The following is a 13,277-nucleotide window of genomic DNA, read 5'->3' on the forward strand; positions in this document are numbered from 1 at the left end:
GTTTCCCCTGCTGCCCGGGATTATGGGGTGGATAGGTACCCCCTCTTTGGGGACTAGGGGATCGGCTTTTTGGCGACGCTTGCGTCCCGAGGTGCCGGTTACAGGGCCCACTCCGATAACGGCCCCTGTCGTTCACCTATGGCGTAACACCTCCGGGACTAGTTGCCGGGCCTCCGTCGTTGTACGCCGTAGGACCCGAGCGCAGGTGCCGGGTCCGGTAACACCAGGAGGTGCGCCATGGACGAGCTGCGTAAACCCGGTCCACCACCAGCGGCCGACGACGATCCGCTGGACTCATACTCCGAAACGGTCATGCGGGTGGCCGACACCGTCACACCCCACGTCGCGGCCATCGAAATGACCGGAAGCCGCCGGAACGGACGCTTCCGCGTGGGCGCCGGGTCTGCGGTCCTCTTCACCGAGGACGGCTACCTTCTGACGAATTCGCACGTCGTGGCCGGCACGCACCACGGCCACGCCTCCTTTGCCGACGGCAGCCGGACCGATCTTGAACTGGTGGGGGTGGACCCCTTGTCCGATCTCGCGGTGGTCCGCGGCAAGGCACCGAAGGTGGCCCCGGCACAGTTCGGCGACGCCGAGACGCTCCGTGTGGGCCAACTTGTCATCGCGGTGGGCAATCCCTTGGGGCTGGCAGGATCAGTGACCGCAGGAGTGGTCAGCGGATTGGGCCGGGCCATCCCCGTATGGTCGGGCGGAAACCGGCGGGTGATTGAGGACGTCATCCAGACCGACGCGGCACTCAATGCCGGCAGTTCCGGCGGCGCTTTGGCGGACGCGCACAGCCGCATCGTGGGAATCAATACGGCGGTGGCCGGGGCCGGGCTGGGCCTGGCCGTACCGATCAACGCCACAACCCGGCGTATCATCTCGGCTCTGCTGAAGGACGGACGCGTCAGGCGCGCCTACCTGGGTGTTGTCAGCACACCCACCCGCCTCAACGCCAGTGCCGTGATCAGGACCGGCCAACGCGACGGGCTAAGGGTGGTGGAGGTCCTGGCTGGTTCCCCGGCCGACCGCGCCGGCCTGCAGGCGGGCGACATCATCATGACAGCCGGAGGCCGCCCCGTCAGCAACGCGGAAAGCCTGCAGAAACTTCTGTTCGCCGATGCAATCGGCCAGCACCTGCAGATCAGCGTCCTGAGGGACGGCAAGGAATTGAACCTGGCGGCCGTCCCCGAAGAAATGGCAGAGAACGGCGGGTAATCCAGCTACCGGCGCTTCTTCAGGTGCGCTACAGGATCCTGGGCACCTTCGGGGCTCTTGGCCTTCTTCTCCGCGCGTTTCTCCTTGATGGTTTTAACCGGCTTCTTCGACAGGTTCTGGTGGGGTGTCTTGTCAGGCATGGCGTGCTCCTTACAACGGGGGACAGGCAGCGTCCCTCTTCGTAAAATACGCCTTTTCGTGCCCGAATGTAATGCCCTGAACCGGTCCGAAATCAGCCCTGGATCAGTCCGGAACCGATACGTCCGCGATGCCCACAAAGCGGGTCCCGACGCCGTCGAACTCGCTCCTGACAAGGCCCTGCCGGGCAGGCGGAACGTCACTTGGCGCATGGTGTCCACAGACCACGTAGGTGAATTCCGGCCACCACTTTTTGGGGCGGGCCGCTTCTTCATACCCGCACACGGCACACTCGAGATGGACCCACACCGGGCGTTTGCCTGTCCGGTTCGCACGGGACTGGGTCAGCCAGGCCGGGGGATTGTCCAGGATTTCGCTGAGCTCGGCTTCGGTCAGGCGTTTGGGGATGCCATGGCGCTGCGCCATTTCCATCGGTACATCTAGGGCAATTGCCGCGTCGCGTCTGCTAATCATCACAGTCAACGATACGGGACTGCGCCAAACCGGCTGTGCGGCCAATGAATCGCTGTAAATGCATAACGACGGCGGCGCCAGGGCAGGGCGAAGCGTCTGGGCTAGGAAGCGATGGCGATGCCCAGGGCGGCAGCGGCGAAACCCGCGGCCAGGTTGGCGCCCACATTGAGTGCCGCCGCGCCGAACCGCGACTCACTCAGAAGCCGGACAGTCGCCGTCGTCCATGAGCTGAAGGTGGTCAGCCCGCCGGCGAGCCCGGTGGCGGTTGCTGCCTGCCACTCGGAACCCAGGCCGAGCCGCCCGGTGATCCCCATGGACAGCCCGATCACGAGGCATCCTGCGACATTGACCGAGAGCGTCGCCCACGGCCAGTGCCGGGGTGTGCCGAAGGCGTTGACAGCGGCGCGGCGGCCGGCCCGGTGGGCAAACCAGCTGTCGACGGCAAAACGCAACAGGGCACCTGCCATCCCGAATGCGCCGACCAGCGCAGCGGCCATCATGAGGCAACCCGCAGCCGGTCAGCCAGCAGCCGCCCCGCCCGCCAGCCGCCCGCCGCAGCGCCAAGGCCGAGCAGCAAGGACAGGGCTAAATAGGCAATCCACACAGGATGCTCTTCGGCCCTGGCAAGCCTGTCAACGGAGAAAACCACCGCGGAGAAGGTGGTGAAGGAACCCAGCACGCCCGGTCCCAGGCCCGCGCGGAGCCAGAAGGCGGTGGCAGGCCGGGCGATCCACATGGTGGTGAGGGCGGCCAGTACAAAACTTCCAGCCACGTTGATGCACAGGGTGGTCCAGGGGACGGCGCCGGCTGGGTCCGGGAAGACGAGCCCCAGCCCGTAGCGGAGTTCTGTCCCTGCCAGGCCGCCTGCGGCCACCGCCAGCCAGGCGCGCCAGTCAGGCATTCCGGCGTTCTTCATTCAGCGGCTACCAAGGACGCAGCCCAGGTGGGGGTGGCCGCTGTGGACCCAAAGCGCTGCGGTAACTTCATCCGCAAGATCGTAGTCGCGGGTCCTGCCGGAGCTGGTGATCCGCACCATCAGGGCACCACCAAACGGCCTGCGGCCCAGGACCTCCACCTCAGCGTCGAGGTCGATCTTTTCCGCAGCGAGGTACCGCAGAAGATCCGGATTCTCGTCACTGATGCGGGTGATGCGGCCTGTGTGCCCTGGATCAAGCTCGCCCATCAGGCGGGCATCGGGCATCAGGACAGTGCCGTCGGCAGTGGGGATGGGATCGCCGTGGGGGTCACGCTGCGGGTTCCCCAGCTTGATTGCCATCCGCTCAATGAACGTGTCCGACACCGCATGTTCGAGCAGTTCGGCTTCGTCGTGGACTTCGTCCCAGCTGTAACCGAGCTCCTGAACAAGGTAGGTCTCGATCAGGCGGTGGCGGCGCACCATGGACAGGGCCAGCCGCACGCCGGCCGGGGTCAAGGTGATGGCGCTGTACGGCTTGTGGTCCACCAGCCCCTGGTCCTTCAGCTTGCGCACCATCTCCGAAACTGATGAGTTCGCGACGCCCAGGCGCTGGGCGAGCTGTGAGGAGGTGATGGGTTTGTCCTGCCACTCCGTAAAGCCGTAGACGACCTTGACGTAGTCCTCGATCGAGGAGGAGGGCGCGCTGGTCTTCACGGCACAAGCCTACCCGGTAGTGCCATCAGGCCTTGGCAGCCCGCCATGTCAGCGTCAGATACGGCAGGGTGATGTCTTCCCCGGCGGCGTGGCCCAGATGCTCGTGAAGGTACCAGTCGAGGTTCGCCAGGACTTTGGCCCGGATGGCTTCCCCGGCGCGCAGGTAGTAGCTGCGGGATTTCGTCAGCTCCATGATGTCCGCCGTGCTCAAGCTGTCCTCCCAGCGGGTGAGGTGACTCTCCAGGCCTTCAAACCCGGGCCCCACCACTGGGCGGAACCCGGGCTTGTAGACATCGCCCGCGTGCATGATGCGGGACAGCCGGTGGACCCACGGGATGGACGTGTCCAGCTGGTTCCAGATCAGGCCCAGTGTTCCGCCGGGGCGGAGGATCCGCGCCAGCTCCGCGCTGGCCAGCAGCGGATCACACCAGTGCCAGGCCTGGGCAACGCTGGCGACGTCGAACGAAGAGTCTGGGAGTCCGGTCGCCTCTGCTGTCCCCTGGGTTGCGGACACCTCAGGGTAATGGGCGCGCAGCTGTTCGAGCATGTCGGTGGAGGGGTCCACCGCTGAGACTGCGAGGCCGCGTTCCAGCAGGAGGGCGGTGAACTTGCCCGTGCCGGCGCCCACGTCCACGGCGGACCTGGCCCCGGCAGGGATCAGCCAGTCAGCTGATTCACCGGGGTAGCCGGGGCGGACCCGCTGGTAGTGTTCGCCGCCGTCCTGGAAGCTCTGGCCGAGCTCCCGGCGACGGCCGTGGTCAAGCCTGGGGCCACCCCGTGCCACTCGCGGCCTCCTTCAACTGATCCCTGGGTATCCTTCGAATTTACCGCATGGGAGGGCCGCCAGGTTCGGGACCCCGCAGCCGCCTGATCGCGGCCTGCTGCTTCAGGAAAAGTCAGTCATCAATGCAGGGGGCCGCCCCGGCGGTGCCAGGCGTGTTCGGCGCCCAGTGCGGGTATGTGCGGGTGTCGTTGGCAGGAACCCAGCGCCCCGAATCCACCACGTAATCCCAGCCCAGGCCCGTGCTCCGTAGCTGTTCGATGCCGGCAAGGAGCCGCTGGGCGTCCTCGAGCCGTGAACCCACGCCGAAGCTGGCACGGAGCGAACCCGAGGGCAGGCCGAGGCGCTTGAGCAGCGGGTGCGCGCAGAAGCGGCCGTCCCGCAGGCCGACGCCGTGTTCTGCGGACAGGTAGGCAGCCACCAGTCCGGCGTCGTAGCCCGCTACCGAGAAATTCACGACGCCGATGGTGCCGGTCTCAGCATCCGTGTCCGAGAAGATCTGGTGGACGGTGACGCCGTCGATCTTCTGCAGCCCTGCCACCAGGAAGGACCTGATGGCGGCCTCGTGGGCGTGCCACCGTTCCTGGTCCAGTGACGCAAGGACCTGGGTGGCGCGGGCCAGGGTGGCCGCGCCCAGGACATTGGGGGAGCCGCCCTCGTGCCGGGCCGGGCCGGTGGCCCAGCTGACGCCGTCGAGCCGTGCCTCGCGGACGGCGCCGCCGCCGGCAAGGTGCGGTGTGCCTGCGTCGAGCCAGTCGGTGCGCCCCACCAGGACACCCGCCCCGAAGGGCGCGTAGAGCTTGTGCCCGGAGAAGGCGATGTAGTCGACGTCGTCCGCGCCGATGTTGATCCGGCGGTGCGGAGCGAGCTGCGCCGCATCCACCACAATCCGTGCCCCGAACTCGTGGGCCAGGGCAGCAAGGGCGCGGATGGGGAGGATTTCGCCGGTGACATTGGAGGCACCCGTGACCGCGAGCAGGCTGACGCTTCCCTGCTCGAGTTCAGCGCGGAGAACCTCGATGGTCCCCGCGATCGTGTCGGCAGCCACCACGCTGCGGTGCGGCACGCCCTGCCACGGAAGGAGGTTGGCGTGGTGCTCGATGTCCAGGTACAGGACATCGCCGTTTGGCCGCCCGTCCGTCAGCGGAAGGCAGCCGGCGAGCAGGTTCAGCGAGTCGGTGGTGTTCCGGGTGAAGATCACGGAGTCGTCCGGGCGGCCGCCCACGAAGTTGCGCACGATGTTCCGGGCGTTCTCGTAGACGGAGGTGCTGATCTGCGATGCATAGCCGGCCCCGCGGTGGACACTGGCGTAGAACGGCAGGATCTCGTTCAGGTAGGCGGACACCACGGAGAGCGCCGGCGCGGAAGCGCCGTAATCCAGGTTGGCGTAGCGGATGTGGCCGCCCTGGATCAGCGGGGCCTGGATTTCTGCGCCGGTAACGGCGGACAGGGGGCGTCCGGCGAGGGCGGGCACATCGGTGTTAGCGGCGTGGACTGTGGAGACGGAGTCGGGGGAGACAGTGGCAGTTGTCACGGAGACCTCACTTTGAAAGGACACCCGTTACCCGGGAATCCGCGCTTGCCGGGTCCGTTCCGGACCGGCCTGGTCGTCACCCGGGGCACCCCACCGCGAATGGAGGGTTGCCGGCCAGCAAACCGGGGTTTAGCGCTGGCACTCGTGACCTGTTAAGAGCGTAGGACATCGCCGCCGGGGGAAAGAAGCCCGGCCGAATGTTAAGGACTTTATTACGCGCAATTTGGGCGGGGTCCCATTCTTCGAACAAACGACGGCGGGCGCCCCCCGGAGGAGGCGCCCGCCGCAGATAATTCGGTATGGGGTTCTAGGGAGCGGTCTGGAGAAGATCGTCCAGGCCCGGATTCAGCCGTTTGAGGACCTCGGAGTGCAGGATGGAATTCGTGGCCAGGGCGTTGCCGCCGAACGGCCCGTCCACTCCTTCCAAGGAAGTGAAACGGCCGCCGGCTTCCACCACAATGGGGACCAGCGCAGCCATGTCGTACAGGTTCAGCTCCGGTTCACAGGCGATGTCCACCGAACCTTCGGCCACCATGCAGTAAGACCAGAAGTCGCCGAACGCGCGGGTGCGCCAGACGTCCTCGGTCAGGCCCAGGAAATCGTCCAGGTTGCCGCGCTCCTTCCAGCCACCCAGGCTTGAATAGGAGAGGGAGGCATCGGACAGCCTGGACACGTCCGAAACCCGAAGGCGGGTTGCAGCGGCGAGGGACCTGCCCATGTACGCCCCGGCCCCTTTGGCGGCCCACCAGCGCTTCCCCAGGGCGGGTGCGCTGACCACACCCACCACGGGTTCGCCCTCGTCAACGAGCGCGATCAGGGTGGCCCAGACCGGAACGCCCCGGACAAAGTTCTTCGTGCCGTCGATGGGATCGATGATCCAGCGGCGTGCCCCGTGGCCGGAGCTGCCGAATTCCTCCCCAAGGACGGCGTCGCGGGGACGCGAGCGGGACAGCTGGCCGCGGATGGCTTCCTCTGCGGCTTTGTCCGCATCCGTGACCGGTGTCAGGTCAGGCTTGGTCTCGATGTGCAGGTCCAGTGCCTTGAAGCGGCTCATGGTCTGGTCATCCACGGAATCGGCCAGCACATGTGCGAGGCGCAGGTCATCGTTGTAGCTCGAAGCGGGTTGGATCATGGTTACAAACTACCGTCTCCGGGCTGCGGAGCCGGGGAGGCGGGCGTTCAGCAGCTAGCTGATGCTGCCCAGTTCCTTGGTTTCCTGGCCTTCCAGCCGCGGATCTGCACCCAGCAGCCGTCGCAGCGACGCGAGCCGGGCCGGGCCGGTGGGGCCGGCTTTGCCGGCGGCAACCCACGCATCGACGCCACAGTTTACGGCGGCTGCGTTGTGCTTGCAGCCGCGTTCGCAGGCGTCGGTTCCCGGCTCAAGGTCGGGGAACGAGCGCATGATCCGGTCCGGGTCCACATGGGCGAGGCCAAACGAGCGGATGCCCGGGGTGTCGATGATCCAGCTGCCCGCCGGGGCGTCGGTCAGTTTCAAAGCCAGGGCCGACGACGACGTGTGGCGGCCGCGGCCGGTCACCGCATTCACGCCGCCGGTGGCCCGTTCGGCTCCGGTGAGCGCGTTGACCATGGTGGACTTGCCGACGCCGGAGTGGCCCAGCATTACCGTCACTTTGCCGTCCAGGTGGGCCCGCAGCTGCTCCACGGCGTCGCTGTCCAGCCGCGCAGAGAGGCCGTCGTCCGAGCGGGCGTCGATGCCAGAGGCGGCTGAGTCTGCCGTCCGGCTGATGATGACCGGAAAGTCCAGGTGCTCGTAGTTGGACAACAGTTCAGCGGGGTCCTTGACGTCGGCCTTGGTGACGAGCAGCAACGGCTCAATGCCGGCATCGTACGCTGCCACGAGGGCGCGGTCGATAAAGCCGGTGCGCGGTTCCGGGTTGGCTGCGGCCACCACCACCACCAACTGATCAGCATTGGCCACCACCGCGCGCTCGATCGGATCGGTGTCGTCCGCGCTGCGGCGCAGCAGGGTCCGGCGGTCCTGGATCCGGACCAGGCGGGCCAGGGTGTCGGGTTCGCCGGAGACATCCCCGACAAGGGAGACGAAGTCGCCGGCCACCACGGGGGAACGCCGCAGTTCGCGGGCGCGCGCGGCAATGATGACGCGTTCGTCGCCGGAGCCCTCGCCCACGATGGCGGTGTACCTGCCGCGGTCAACGGTGATGATGCGGCCGGTGACGGCGTCGTCGTGGCTGGGCCGGTCCTTGGTGCGCGGCCGGGAGCCTTTCTTGCTGGGCCGGATCCGGACATCGGACTCGTCCCAGGAATCAGTGCTGCGCGCCACTGCTGGGACCTTCCGCGCCGTCAACCGTGGATCCGCCCTGGGCGAGCATGTCCGCCCACATGTGGGGGAACTCCGGCATGGTCTTGGCTGTGGTGCCGATGTCCTGGACCTCCATGCCAGGCACAGCCAGTCCCAGGATGGCGCCGGCGGTGGCCATCCGGTGGTCCGCATAGGTGTGGACGACGCCGGCGCGCAGCTTTGCCGGCCGGATCACCAGGCCGTCGCTGGTCTCCTCGGCATCCCCGCCGAGCCGGTTGATTTCGGTCACCAGTGCTGCAAGCCGGTCCGTCTCGTGGCCGCGGAGGTGGGCGATGCCGGTCAGCCGTGAAGGCCCGGTGGCGAGGGCACAGAGCGCCGCGACGGTGGGGGCGAGCTCGCTCGTCTCCGCAAAGTTGCCGCCCTTGATCTCACGTCCGCCGGTAACTGTCAGGACACCGTCCACCAGGCTTACTTCTGCGCCCAGCTCCGTCAGGATGCTGCGCCAAAGATCTCCCACCTGGGTGGTTCCCGCAGGCCAGTCCGGGATCCGCACCGTTCCGCCCGTAGCCAGGGCCGCGGCCAGGAAGGGGCCGGCGTTGGAGAGGTCCTGTTCAATGCGCTGGTCGAACGCGCGGACGGGTCCGGGGGCCACCTCCCAGTGGTTGGGCACGGAATCATCCACCGAGACCCCCACGCTGCGGAGCACGGCCACCGTCATGTTGATGTGGTCCAGGCTTGGTACGGTGTCCCCGACGTGCTCGAGGTGGAGCCCTTCGGTGAACCTCGCACCCACCAGCAGGAGGGCCGACACAAACTGTGAGGACGCGCTGGCGTCAATCACGAGGTGGCCGCCCCGGACAGTCCCGGTGCCCGCAACGCTGAAGGGCAGCGAAACGGGTGCGCCGCCGTCGTCGTCCGCTGTCACGGCCACGCCGAGGCCCTTCAGGGCATCGATGATGGTGCCCATGGGACGTTTCCTGGCATGGGGATCGCCGTCGAAGTCGCTCACGCCGTTCCGCAGTGCGGCCAGCGGCGGAACGAAACGCATCACCGTTCCCGCCAGCCCGCAGTCGATGTGCGCCCGTGACGACGGCGCCTCCTGGCTCAGCGGAATGACCTCGAGGTCCGGCCCGAAGGCGCCGTCGCCGGGCACCTCGGTGATGGTGGCACCCAACTGCCGGAGCGCATCGATCATCAGGGCGGAGTCACGGGAGTGCAGGGGAGCCCTGAGCCGTGACGGACCGTCAGCCAGTGCGGCAAGCACCAGGAATCTGTTGGTCAGGGACTTTGAACCCGGCACCGTGACAGTGGCATTGATCGGCCGGCTGGCGAAGGGGGCCGGCCAGTGCGGAACGGTTTCAGGGGAAGCGGCGGAAGCTGTAGGGGTGGAACCGGTCATCCGTCCTTACGCCCCCGTTGCCTGCTCCACTGCACGCCGCACAGCCTTGTCCGCTTTGTGCAGCTGCTTGCCGGTGGTTTTCCTGGCATCCGCAGCGAGGTGCTCGGCACGCCAGGCGAGGCCCGGCTTACCGGCGGTGTCCACCGACGCGAGCAGGGCACCACCGCTGAGCGACACGTTCTTGAGCAGCTGGTTCCGGCGGGCCTCGCGGCCGGCTTTGGTGCTGATGTCTGCGCTGCGCCACTCCACGAACGTGTTCAGCAGCGAAATGACGGTGAGCAGTGTTGCCGAGAGGCGGCTGAACTTGCCCAGTCCAAACAGCACCCCGGCACCAACCTGCGTTCCGCCGATTACCCGTGCCAGCGTCCGCTCGTCGGTCCTGAAGGGCAACGACGCCGCTGCTTTCTTCAGGAGCGGTGAAAGCTGCTGGGCGGTGTCGTCGGCGTTCCTGAGCTTGTCCAGCCCGGCGGCGACGAAACTTGAGGCAAGCATGGGGCGGGCGAGATTACGGACAAAGGACATGGGTTTCCTCCTGGCTGGACGAACCGCGTCGAATGCGGCGAAGTCGGTTCTAGTCTTGCACTTTTGGGGAATATTTGCCTGCCACGTGGGGTTATGGATTGCGGGTCCACCGAACGCGGGCGGCCCGAAGAATTGACTGGCAACGAATTGCCGCCAGAGATACGTGCCTCTTCATCAGTGGCCAGTGCTTGGAACTGGCCTTACGCGGAGTGGCCTGACACAGAGTGGAGTTGCCCTTGAGGTCGCTGTTGGACGGGACAGACCCTTCGGGCCCCGTAGTACTGAACACTCTGGAATCCGATCCTCCGGAGTACGGAACTCCGCGCGCGAAAGCCGTCACAGTAGACTTGAACGCAATGAGCACCCTGGATCCGGCCGTTGAGGCCATGTATGAGGCCTCCGGACGCGAAGCCAAAGCGAGCAATAATGCCAAGCCTGTACCGGCTGGGCGTGGTGCTGCTGAGCCGGAAGCCGCTGAGCCGAAAGCTGCAGTCACGGCACCGGACGCGCCCGGTTCGGCCGAGCAGGCCGTGGATGTGGCCACTGAATCAACCGAGGAACGCCGGATCCGTTTTGAGCGCGATGCCATGCAGTACGTGGATCAGCTCTACTCGGCGGCCATGAGGATGGCCCGGAACCCCGCAGACGCGGAGGACCTGGTGCAGGAGGCCTACACCAAGGCGTTTTCGGCTTTCCACCAGTACAAGCCCGGTACCAACCTCAAGGCCTGGCTCTACCGGATCCTGACGAATACGTACATCAATCTTTACCGCAAGCGGCAGCGTGAGCCGCTGCAGTCGAACTCGGACAGCATCGAAGACTGGCAGCTTGCCCGGGCCGAGTCGCATACCTCCCGCGGACTTCGGTCCGCGGAGGCCGAAGCGCTGGACCACCTGCCTGACACCGACGTCAAGCGCGCGCTGCAGTCCATTCCGGAGGAGTTCCGGCTGGCGGTGTACTTTGCCGACGTGGAGGGCTTCGCGTACAAGGAAATCTCGGACATCATGAACACGCCCATCGGCACGGTGATGTCCAGGCTTCACCGCGGCCGGAAAATGCTGCGGGACATGCTGGCGGAATACGCCGCCGAACGAGGATTTAAGGGTGCCGTCGAAACACAGGACACGGCGGCAAATACACAACAGGAGAACCGGAAATGAGCGACTGCCAAGGATTGGGCGACTGCGATGATACGCGGATGCAACGCATCTACGAGTACCTCGACGGGGCGTTGACCCGCGAGGACATCACGGAGATCAAGCACCACCTTGATGAGTGTCCTGACTGCACCCAGCAGTACGACCTGGAGTGTGTGATCCGCAAAGTGGTCAAGCGCTCCTGTACCGAGGCCGCCCCGGAGAACCTGAAGAACGCAATCCTGGACCGGATCCACGCCATCCGTCCCGTGGACGCCTGACCGGCGCCGCAGAACCAAAGACGAAGGACCCCGGAAGCCGTGTGGCTTCCGGGGTCCTTCGCTTAAACCGATGTTCCAAGCTTTTGCTTAGGCGTTGGGGCGCTTGCCGTGGTTCGCGCCGCCACGCTTACGGTCACGACGTTTGCGTGCACGTTTGCTCATAGCTGGCCTCCTTAAATGTTGGTACTCAAAAGAGCTGCCCTCAAGTCTCCCACACCATGGGACAGGCCGTGAAACCGGACGCGCCGGTGGACGGTTGTGGTGTGGACAGTTGCGCGGCGGACAGTTGCGCGGCGGCTCAGCCGGGCAGTGAATTGCGGATGGAGATACGCGCCTGGTCCAACACCGTCTTGACCGTCTCCAGTGTCACGGGGCTGAGGGGCTGCCGGCTTGCCTGCAGCCGCAGCTCCACCCGCAGGTCGTCCCGGAATGCCTGGAGCAGCATTTCAGCCTCTTTGAGCTCGCGGATCCCCTCGGTGGGCTGCCTGCCCACGTTCCTGAAATCAGCGGCCCGCGCAGTGGAACGCGCGGCCTCGGCCGTAGCGGCAAGGTCAGCGCGGAGGCCGCGCATGTTGGCGCGGATGTCCGCACGCAGATTGTCGGCCAGGCGGCGGACCGAGGCGGAAATGTCATTTTCGACGCCGGCGAGCTCGTCCCGGCGCTTGTTCAGTTCTGCGAGCCCGGCTTCGGTGATCCGGTAGTTGGTCCGGCGGCCTGCTGTTTCGGTAACCACCAGCCCTTCTTCTTCAAGCTTGCCCAGCCTGGGATAGATGGTTCCGGCACTGGGGGAGTAGGTGCCGCCGAACCGTTCGCTTAACGCCTTGATCAGGTCATAGCCATGCTTGGGCCCGGACTCGAGCAGTGCCAGCAGGTAAAGCCGTAGCGCACCATGGGCGAATACGGGAGGCATCAGTATGCTGCTTCAGGGTCTTCGGCTTCCCCGTTCCGCGCCGGCTGGCCATGGAAAATGGACGTCTTGCCGGAGACGGAGTTGGTCCGGACCAGCATGAGCTTGCCGTCCGGTCCGGCGATGGTTTCCAGCTTCCCGCCGGGCTGCGTGTACTTGTGGTCATCGATCACCACCACGCCGCCGCCGGCGGACTTTGCCACGATGTCCACCCCGACGTCGTGAGGAAGCCTGATGGTGAGATCGCCGGAAACCGAGTTGGCGCCGAAGTCGTTGGTGAAGCTGAGGAGGTCGAAGCTCATGTCGCCGCTGACCGTGTTGGCCCGGATGTTGCTGAAACGGCCGGACGCTGTGACCTCGCCGGACACGCTCTTGGCGGTGAGGACGCCGTCGTGGTTTCGCACGATGACTTCGCCGCTGACGGTGTTGACGTGGAGGTCCCCGGAGGTGCCGTCCGCCATGACCGAGCCTGAGACCGTGTTGAGCCGGGTGTGCCCGCTGATGCCCGAAACCAGTCCGTCGCCGCTGACCGTGCCTGCTTCCACATCAATGCCGGCGGGCAGGGCGATGCTGATGACTGCAGAGTTGTTGCTGTTGTGGTTGACGGTTCCCATCAGGTTTTTGAACCAGCCCTGCGGGCCATGCAGCTGGTGGCGGACCTCAAGCCGGCCATCCGTCAGCGACACCGCGACGGGATCGCCCTGGACCTCGGTGATCTCCACCCGGGTAACGTCATCGGAGTGGGTGACGACGTCGAACCTCCCGCGGACCATGCCCAGCTTCAGGGATTTAACTGCGTCCAGGTCAATTGTCTGCGGACCTGTCACGGTCCAGTTGTTCTCCGGCATGAATCCTCCAAGACCGCGATATATCGTGATTGATAGACCCAAGATACTCCGGAGTACATTTCGGGTCAAGATATATCGCGAACTGGACGCTCTCTCACTTACTGCGCGTTTTCCCGCAACGC

At 65.9% G+C, this 13,277-nt stretch carries 17 protein-coding genes and 1 riboswitch; of the genes, 3 read left to right on the forward strand and 14 right to left on the reverse strand.

Going from position 1 to position 13,277, the window contains the following annotated elements:
- Nucleotides 1–237: 237 nt before the first annotated feature.
- Nucleotides 238–1,224, forward strand: coding sequence for a S1C family serine protease (locus ACS5PJ_RS19980; protein WP_439436608.1), 987 nt, complete (start codon nt 238–240; stop codon nt 1,222–1,224).
- A 5-nt stretch (nt 1,225–1,229) separates the two neighbouring features.
- Here the strand turns inward: ACS5PJ_RS19980 and ACS5PJ_RS19985 are convergent, their stop codons facing one another.
- The 11 genes from ACS5PJ_RS19985 to ACS5PJ_RS20035 form a co-directional block, all read right to left on the reverse strand.
- Nucleotides 1,230–1,364: a hypothetical protein gene (locus tag ACS5PJ_RS19985; protein ID WP_354145950.1), complete on the reverse strand. Its 135-nt coding sequence runs from the start codon at nt 1,362–1,364 to the stop codon at nt 1,230–1,232.
- A 103-nt stretch (nt 1,365–1,467) separates the two neighbouring features.
- Nucleotides 1,468–1,836: a hypothetical protein gene (locus ACS5PJ_RS19990; protein WP_439436609.1), complete on the reverse strand. Its 369-nt coding sequence runs from the start codon at nt 1,834–1,836 to the stop codon at nt 1,468–1,470.
- Nucleotides 1,837–1,937: 101 nt separating this feature from the next.
- Entirely contained in the window at nt 1,938–2,336 is a 399-nt protein-coding gene (locus ACS5PJ_RS19995; RefSeq protein ID WP_439436610.1) for a fluoride efflux transporter FluC, read from the reverse strand.
- Nucleotides 2,333–2,737 (reverse strand): fluoride efflux transporter FluC, encoded by a 405-nt coding sequence (locus ACS5PJ_RS20000; RefSeq protein ID WP_439436611.1) that lies wholly within the window; start codon nt 2,735–2,737, stop codon nt 2,333–2,335. The genes ACS5PJ_RS19995 and ACS5PJ_RS20000 overlap by 4 nt, the downstream gene beginning before the upstream one ends.
- A 15-nt stretch (nt 2,738–2,752) precedes the next feature.
- Complete coding sequence (locus ACS5PJ_RS20005) at nt 2,753–3,466, reverse strand: metal-dependent transcriptional regulator (RefSeq protein ID WP_439436612.1); 714 nt, start codon at nt 3,464–3,466, stop codon at nt 2,753–2,755.
- A 25-nt stretch (nt 3,467–3,491) separates the two neighbouring features.
- A complete protein-coding gene (locus ACS5PJ_RS20010) occupies nt 3,492–4,250 on the reverse strand; it encodes a class I SAM-dependent methyltransferase (protein WP_439436613.1) in 759 nt (252 codons plus the stop codon).
- Between the two features lie 112 nt (nt 4,251–4,362).
- Nucleotides 4,363–5,781 (reverse strand): aminotransferase class V-fold PLP-dependent enzyme, encoded by a 1,419-nt coding sequence (locus tag ACS5PJ_RS20015; protein ID WP_439436614.1) that lies wholly within the window; start codon nt 5,779–5,781, stop codon nt 4,363–4,365.
- 36 nt (nt 5,782–5,817) lie between these two features.
- Nucleotides 5,818–5,931, reverse strand: a riboswitch (SAM riboswitch).
- Nucleotides 5,932–6,088: 157 nt separating this feature from the next.
- Nucleotides 6,089–6,913: a histidinol-phosphatase gene (gene hisN / locus ACS5PJ_RS20020; RefSeq protein ID WP_439436615.1), complete on the reverse strand. Its 825-nt coding sequence runs from the start codon at nt 6,911–6,913 to the stop codon at nt 6,089–6,091.
- A 54-nt stretch (nt 6,914–6,967) separates the two neighbouring features.
- Complete coding sequence (rsgA, locus tag ACS5PJ_RS20025; RefSeq protein WP_439436616.1) at nt 6,968–8,083, reverse strand: ribosome small subunit-dependent GTPase A; 1,116 nt, start codon at nt 8,081–8,083, stop codon at nt 6,968–6,970.
- A complete protein-coding gene (gene aroA, locus ACS5PJ_RS20030; RefSeq protein WP_439436617.1) occupies nt 8,067–9,461 on the reverse strand; it encodes a 3-phosphoshikimate 1-carboxyvinyltransferase in 1,395 nt (464 codons plus the stop codon). Before aroA ends, rsgA begins: the two co-directional genes overlap by 17 nt.
- A gap of 6 nt (nt 9,462–9,467) precedes the next feature.
- A complete protein-coding gene (locus ACS5PJ_RS20035; RefSeq protein ID WP_439436618.1) occupies nt 9,468–9,983 on the reverse strand; it encodes a DoxX family protein in 516 nt (171 codons plus the stop codon).
- Between the two features lie 356 nt (nt 9,984–10,339).
- On the opposite strand from ACS5PJ_RS20035, the gene ACS5PJ_RS20040 reads away from it, so the two are divergent.
- A complete protein-coding gene (locus ACS5PJ_RS20040) occupies nt 10,340–11,143 on the forward strand; it encodes a sigma-70 family RNA polymerase sigma factor (protein WP_439436619.1) in 804 nt (267 codons plus the stop codon).
- On the forward strand, nt 11,140–11,400 hold the full coding sequence (rsrA, locus tag ACS5PJ_RS20045) for a mycothiol system anti-sigma-R factor (RefSeq protein ID WP_439436620.1): 261 nt from the start codon (nt 11,140–11,142) through the stop codon (nt 11,398–11,400). Before ACS5PJ_RS20040 ends, rsrA begins: the two co-directional genes overlap by 4 nt.
- An 87-nt stretch (nt 11,401–11,487) precedes the next feature.
- On the opposite strand, the gene ACS5PJ_RS20050 is transcribed toward rsrA, so the two are convergent.
- The 3 genes from ACS5PJ_RS20050 to ACS5PJ_RS20060 all read right to left on the reverse strand — a co-directional run bounded on the left by ACS5PJ_RS20050 (nt 11,488) and on the right by ACS5PJ_RS20060 (nt 13,155).
- Nucleotides 11,488–11,562, reverse strand: a complete 75-nt coding sequence (locus tag ACS5PJ_RS20050; RefSeq protein ID WP_104061284.1) for a 50S ribosomal protein bL37 — start codon at nt 11,560–11,562, stop codon at nt 11,488–11,490.
- Between the two features lie 136 nt (nt 11,563–11,698).
- Complete coding sequence (locus ACS5PJ_RS20055) at nt 11,699–12,310, reverse strand: PadR family transcriptional regulator (RefSeq protein ID WP_439436621.1); 612 nt, start codon at nt 12,308–12,310, stop codon at nt 11,699–11,701.
- The gene (locus ACS5PJ_RS20060) at nt 12,310–13,155 is read right to left on the reverse strand and encodes a DUF4097 family beta strand repeat-containing protein (protein WP_439436622.1); all 846 of its coding nucleotides are present in this window, start codon (nt 13,153–13,155) and stop codon (nt 12,310–12,312) included. Before ACS5PJ_RS20060 ends, ACS5PJ_RS20055 begins: the two co-directional genes overlap by 1 nt.
- Nucleotides 13,156–13,277: the final 122 nt, after the last annotated feature.

Origin of the sequence: Pseudarthrobacter cremeus (assembly GCF_051857465.1) — a bacterium.
Classification (GTDB): Bacteria; Actinomycetota; Actinomycetes; order Actinomycetales; family Micrococcaceae; genus Arthrobacter.

Coding starts and splice junctions, on each gene's coding strand:
- ACS5PJ_RS20060 (WP_439436622.1), bottom strand. CDS start 13,155: ATGCCGGAGAACAACTGGACCGTGACAGGTCCGCAGACAATTGACCTG.
- ACS5PJ_RS19990 (WP_439436609.1), bottom strand. CDS start 1,836: ATGATTAGCAGACGCGACGCGGCAATTGCCCTAGATGTACCGATGGAA.
- aroA (WP_439436617.1), bottom strand. CDS start 9,461: ATGACCGGTTCCACCCCTACAGCTTCCGCCGCTTCCCCTGAAACCGTT.
- ACS5PJ_RS20040 (WP_439436619.1), top strand. CDS start 10,340: ATGAGCACCCTGGATCCGGCCGTTGAGGCCATGTATGAGGCCTCCGGA.
- rsrA (WP_439436620.1), top strand. CDS start 11,140: ATGAGCGACTGCCAAGGATTGGGCGACTGCGATGATACGCGGATGCAA.
- hisN (WP_439436615.1), bottom strand. CDS start 6,913: ATGATCCAACCCGCTTCGAGCTACAACGATGACCTGCGCCTCGCACAT.
- ACS5PJ_RS20000 (WP_439436611.1), bottom strand. CDS start 2,737: ATGCCTGACTGGCGCGCCTGGCTGGCGGTGGCCGCAGGCGGCCTGGCA.
- ACS5PJ_RS19980 (WP_439436608.1), top strand. CDS start 238: ATGGACGAGCTGCGTAAACCCGGTCCACCACCAGCGGCCGACGACGAT.
- ACS5PJ_RS19985 (WP_354145950.1), bottom strand. CDS start 1,364: ATGCCTGACAAGACACCCCACCAGAACCTGTCGAAGAAGCCGGTTAAA.
- ACS5PJ_RS20035 (WP_439436618.1), bottom strand. CDS start 9,983: ATGTCCTTTGTCCGTAATCTCGCCCGCCCCATGCTTGCCTCAAGTTTC.
- ACS5PJ_RS20055 (WP_439436621.1), bottom strand. CDS start 12,310: ATGCCTCCCGTATTCGCCCATGGTGCGCTACGGCTTTACCTGCTGGCA.
- ACS5PJ_RS19995 (WP_439436610.1), bottom strand. CDS start 2,336: ATGATGGCCGCTGCGCTGGTCGGCGCATTCGGGATGGCAGGTGCCCTG.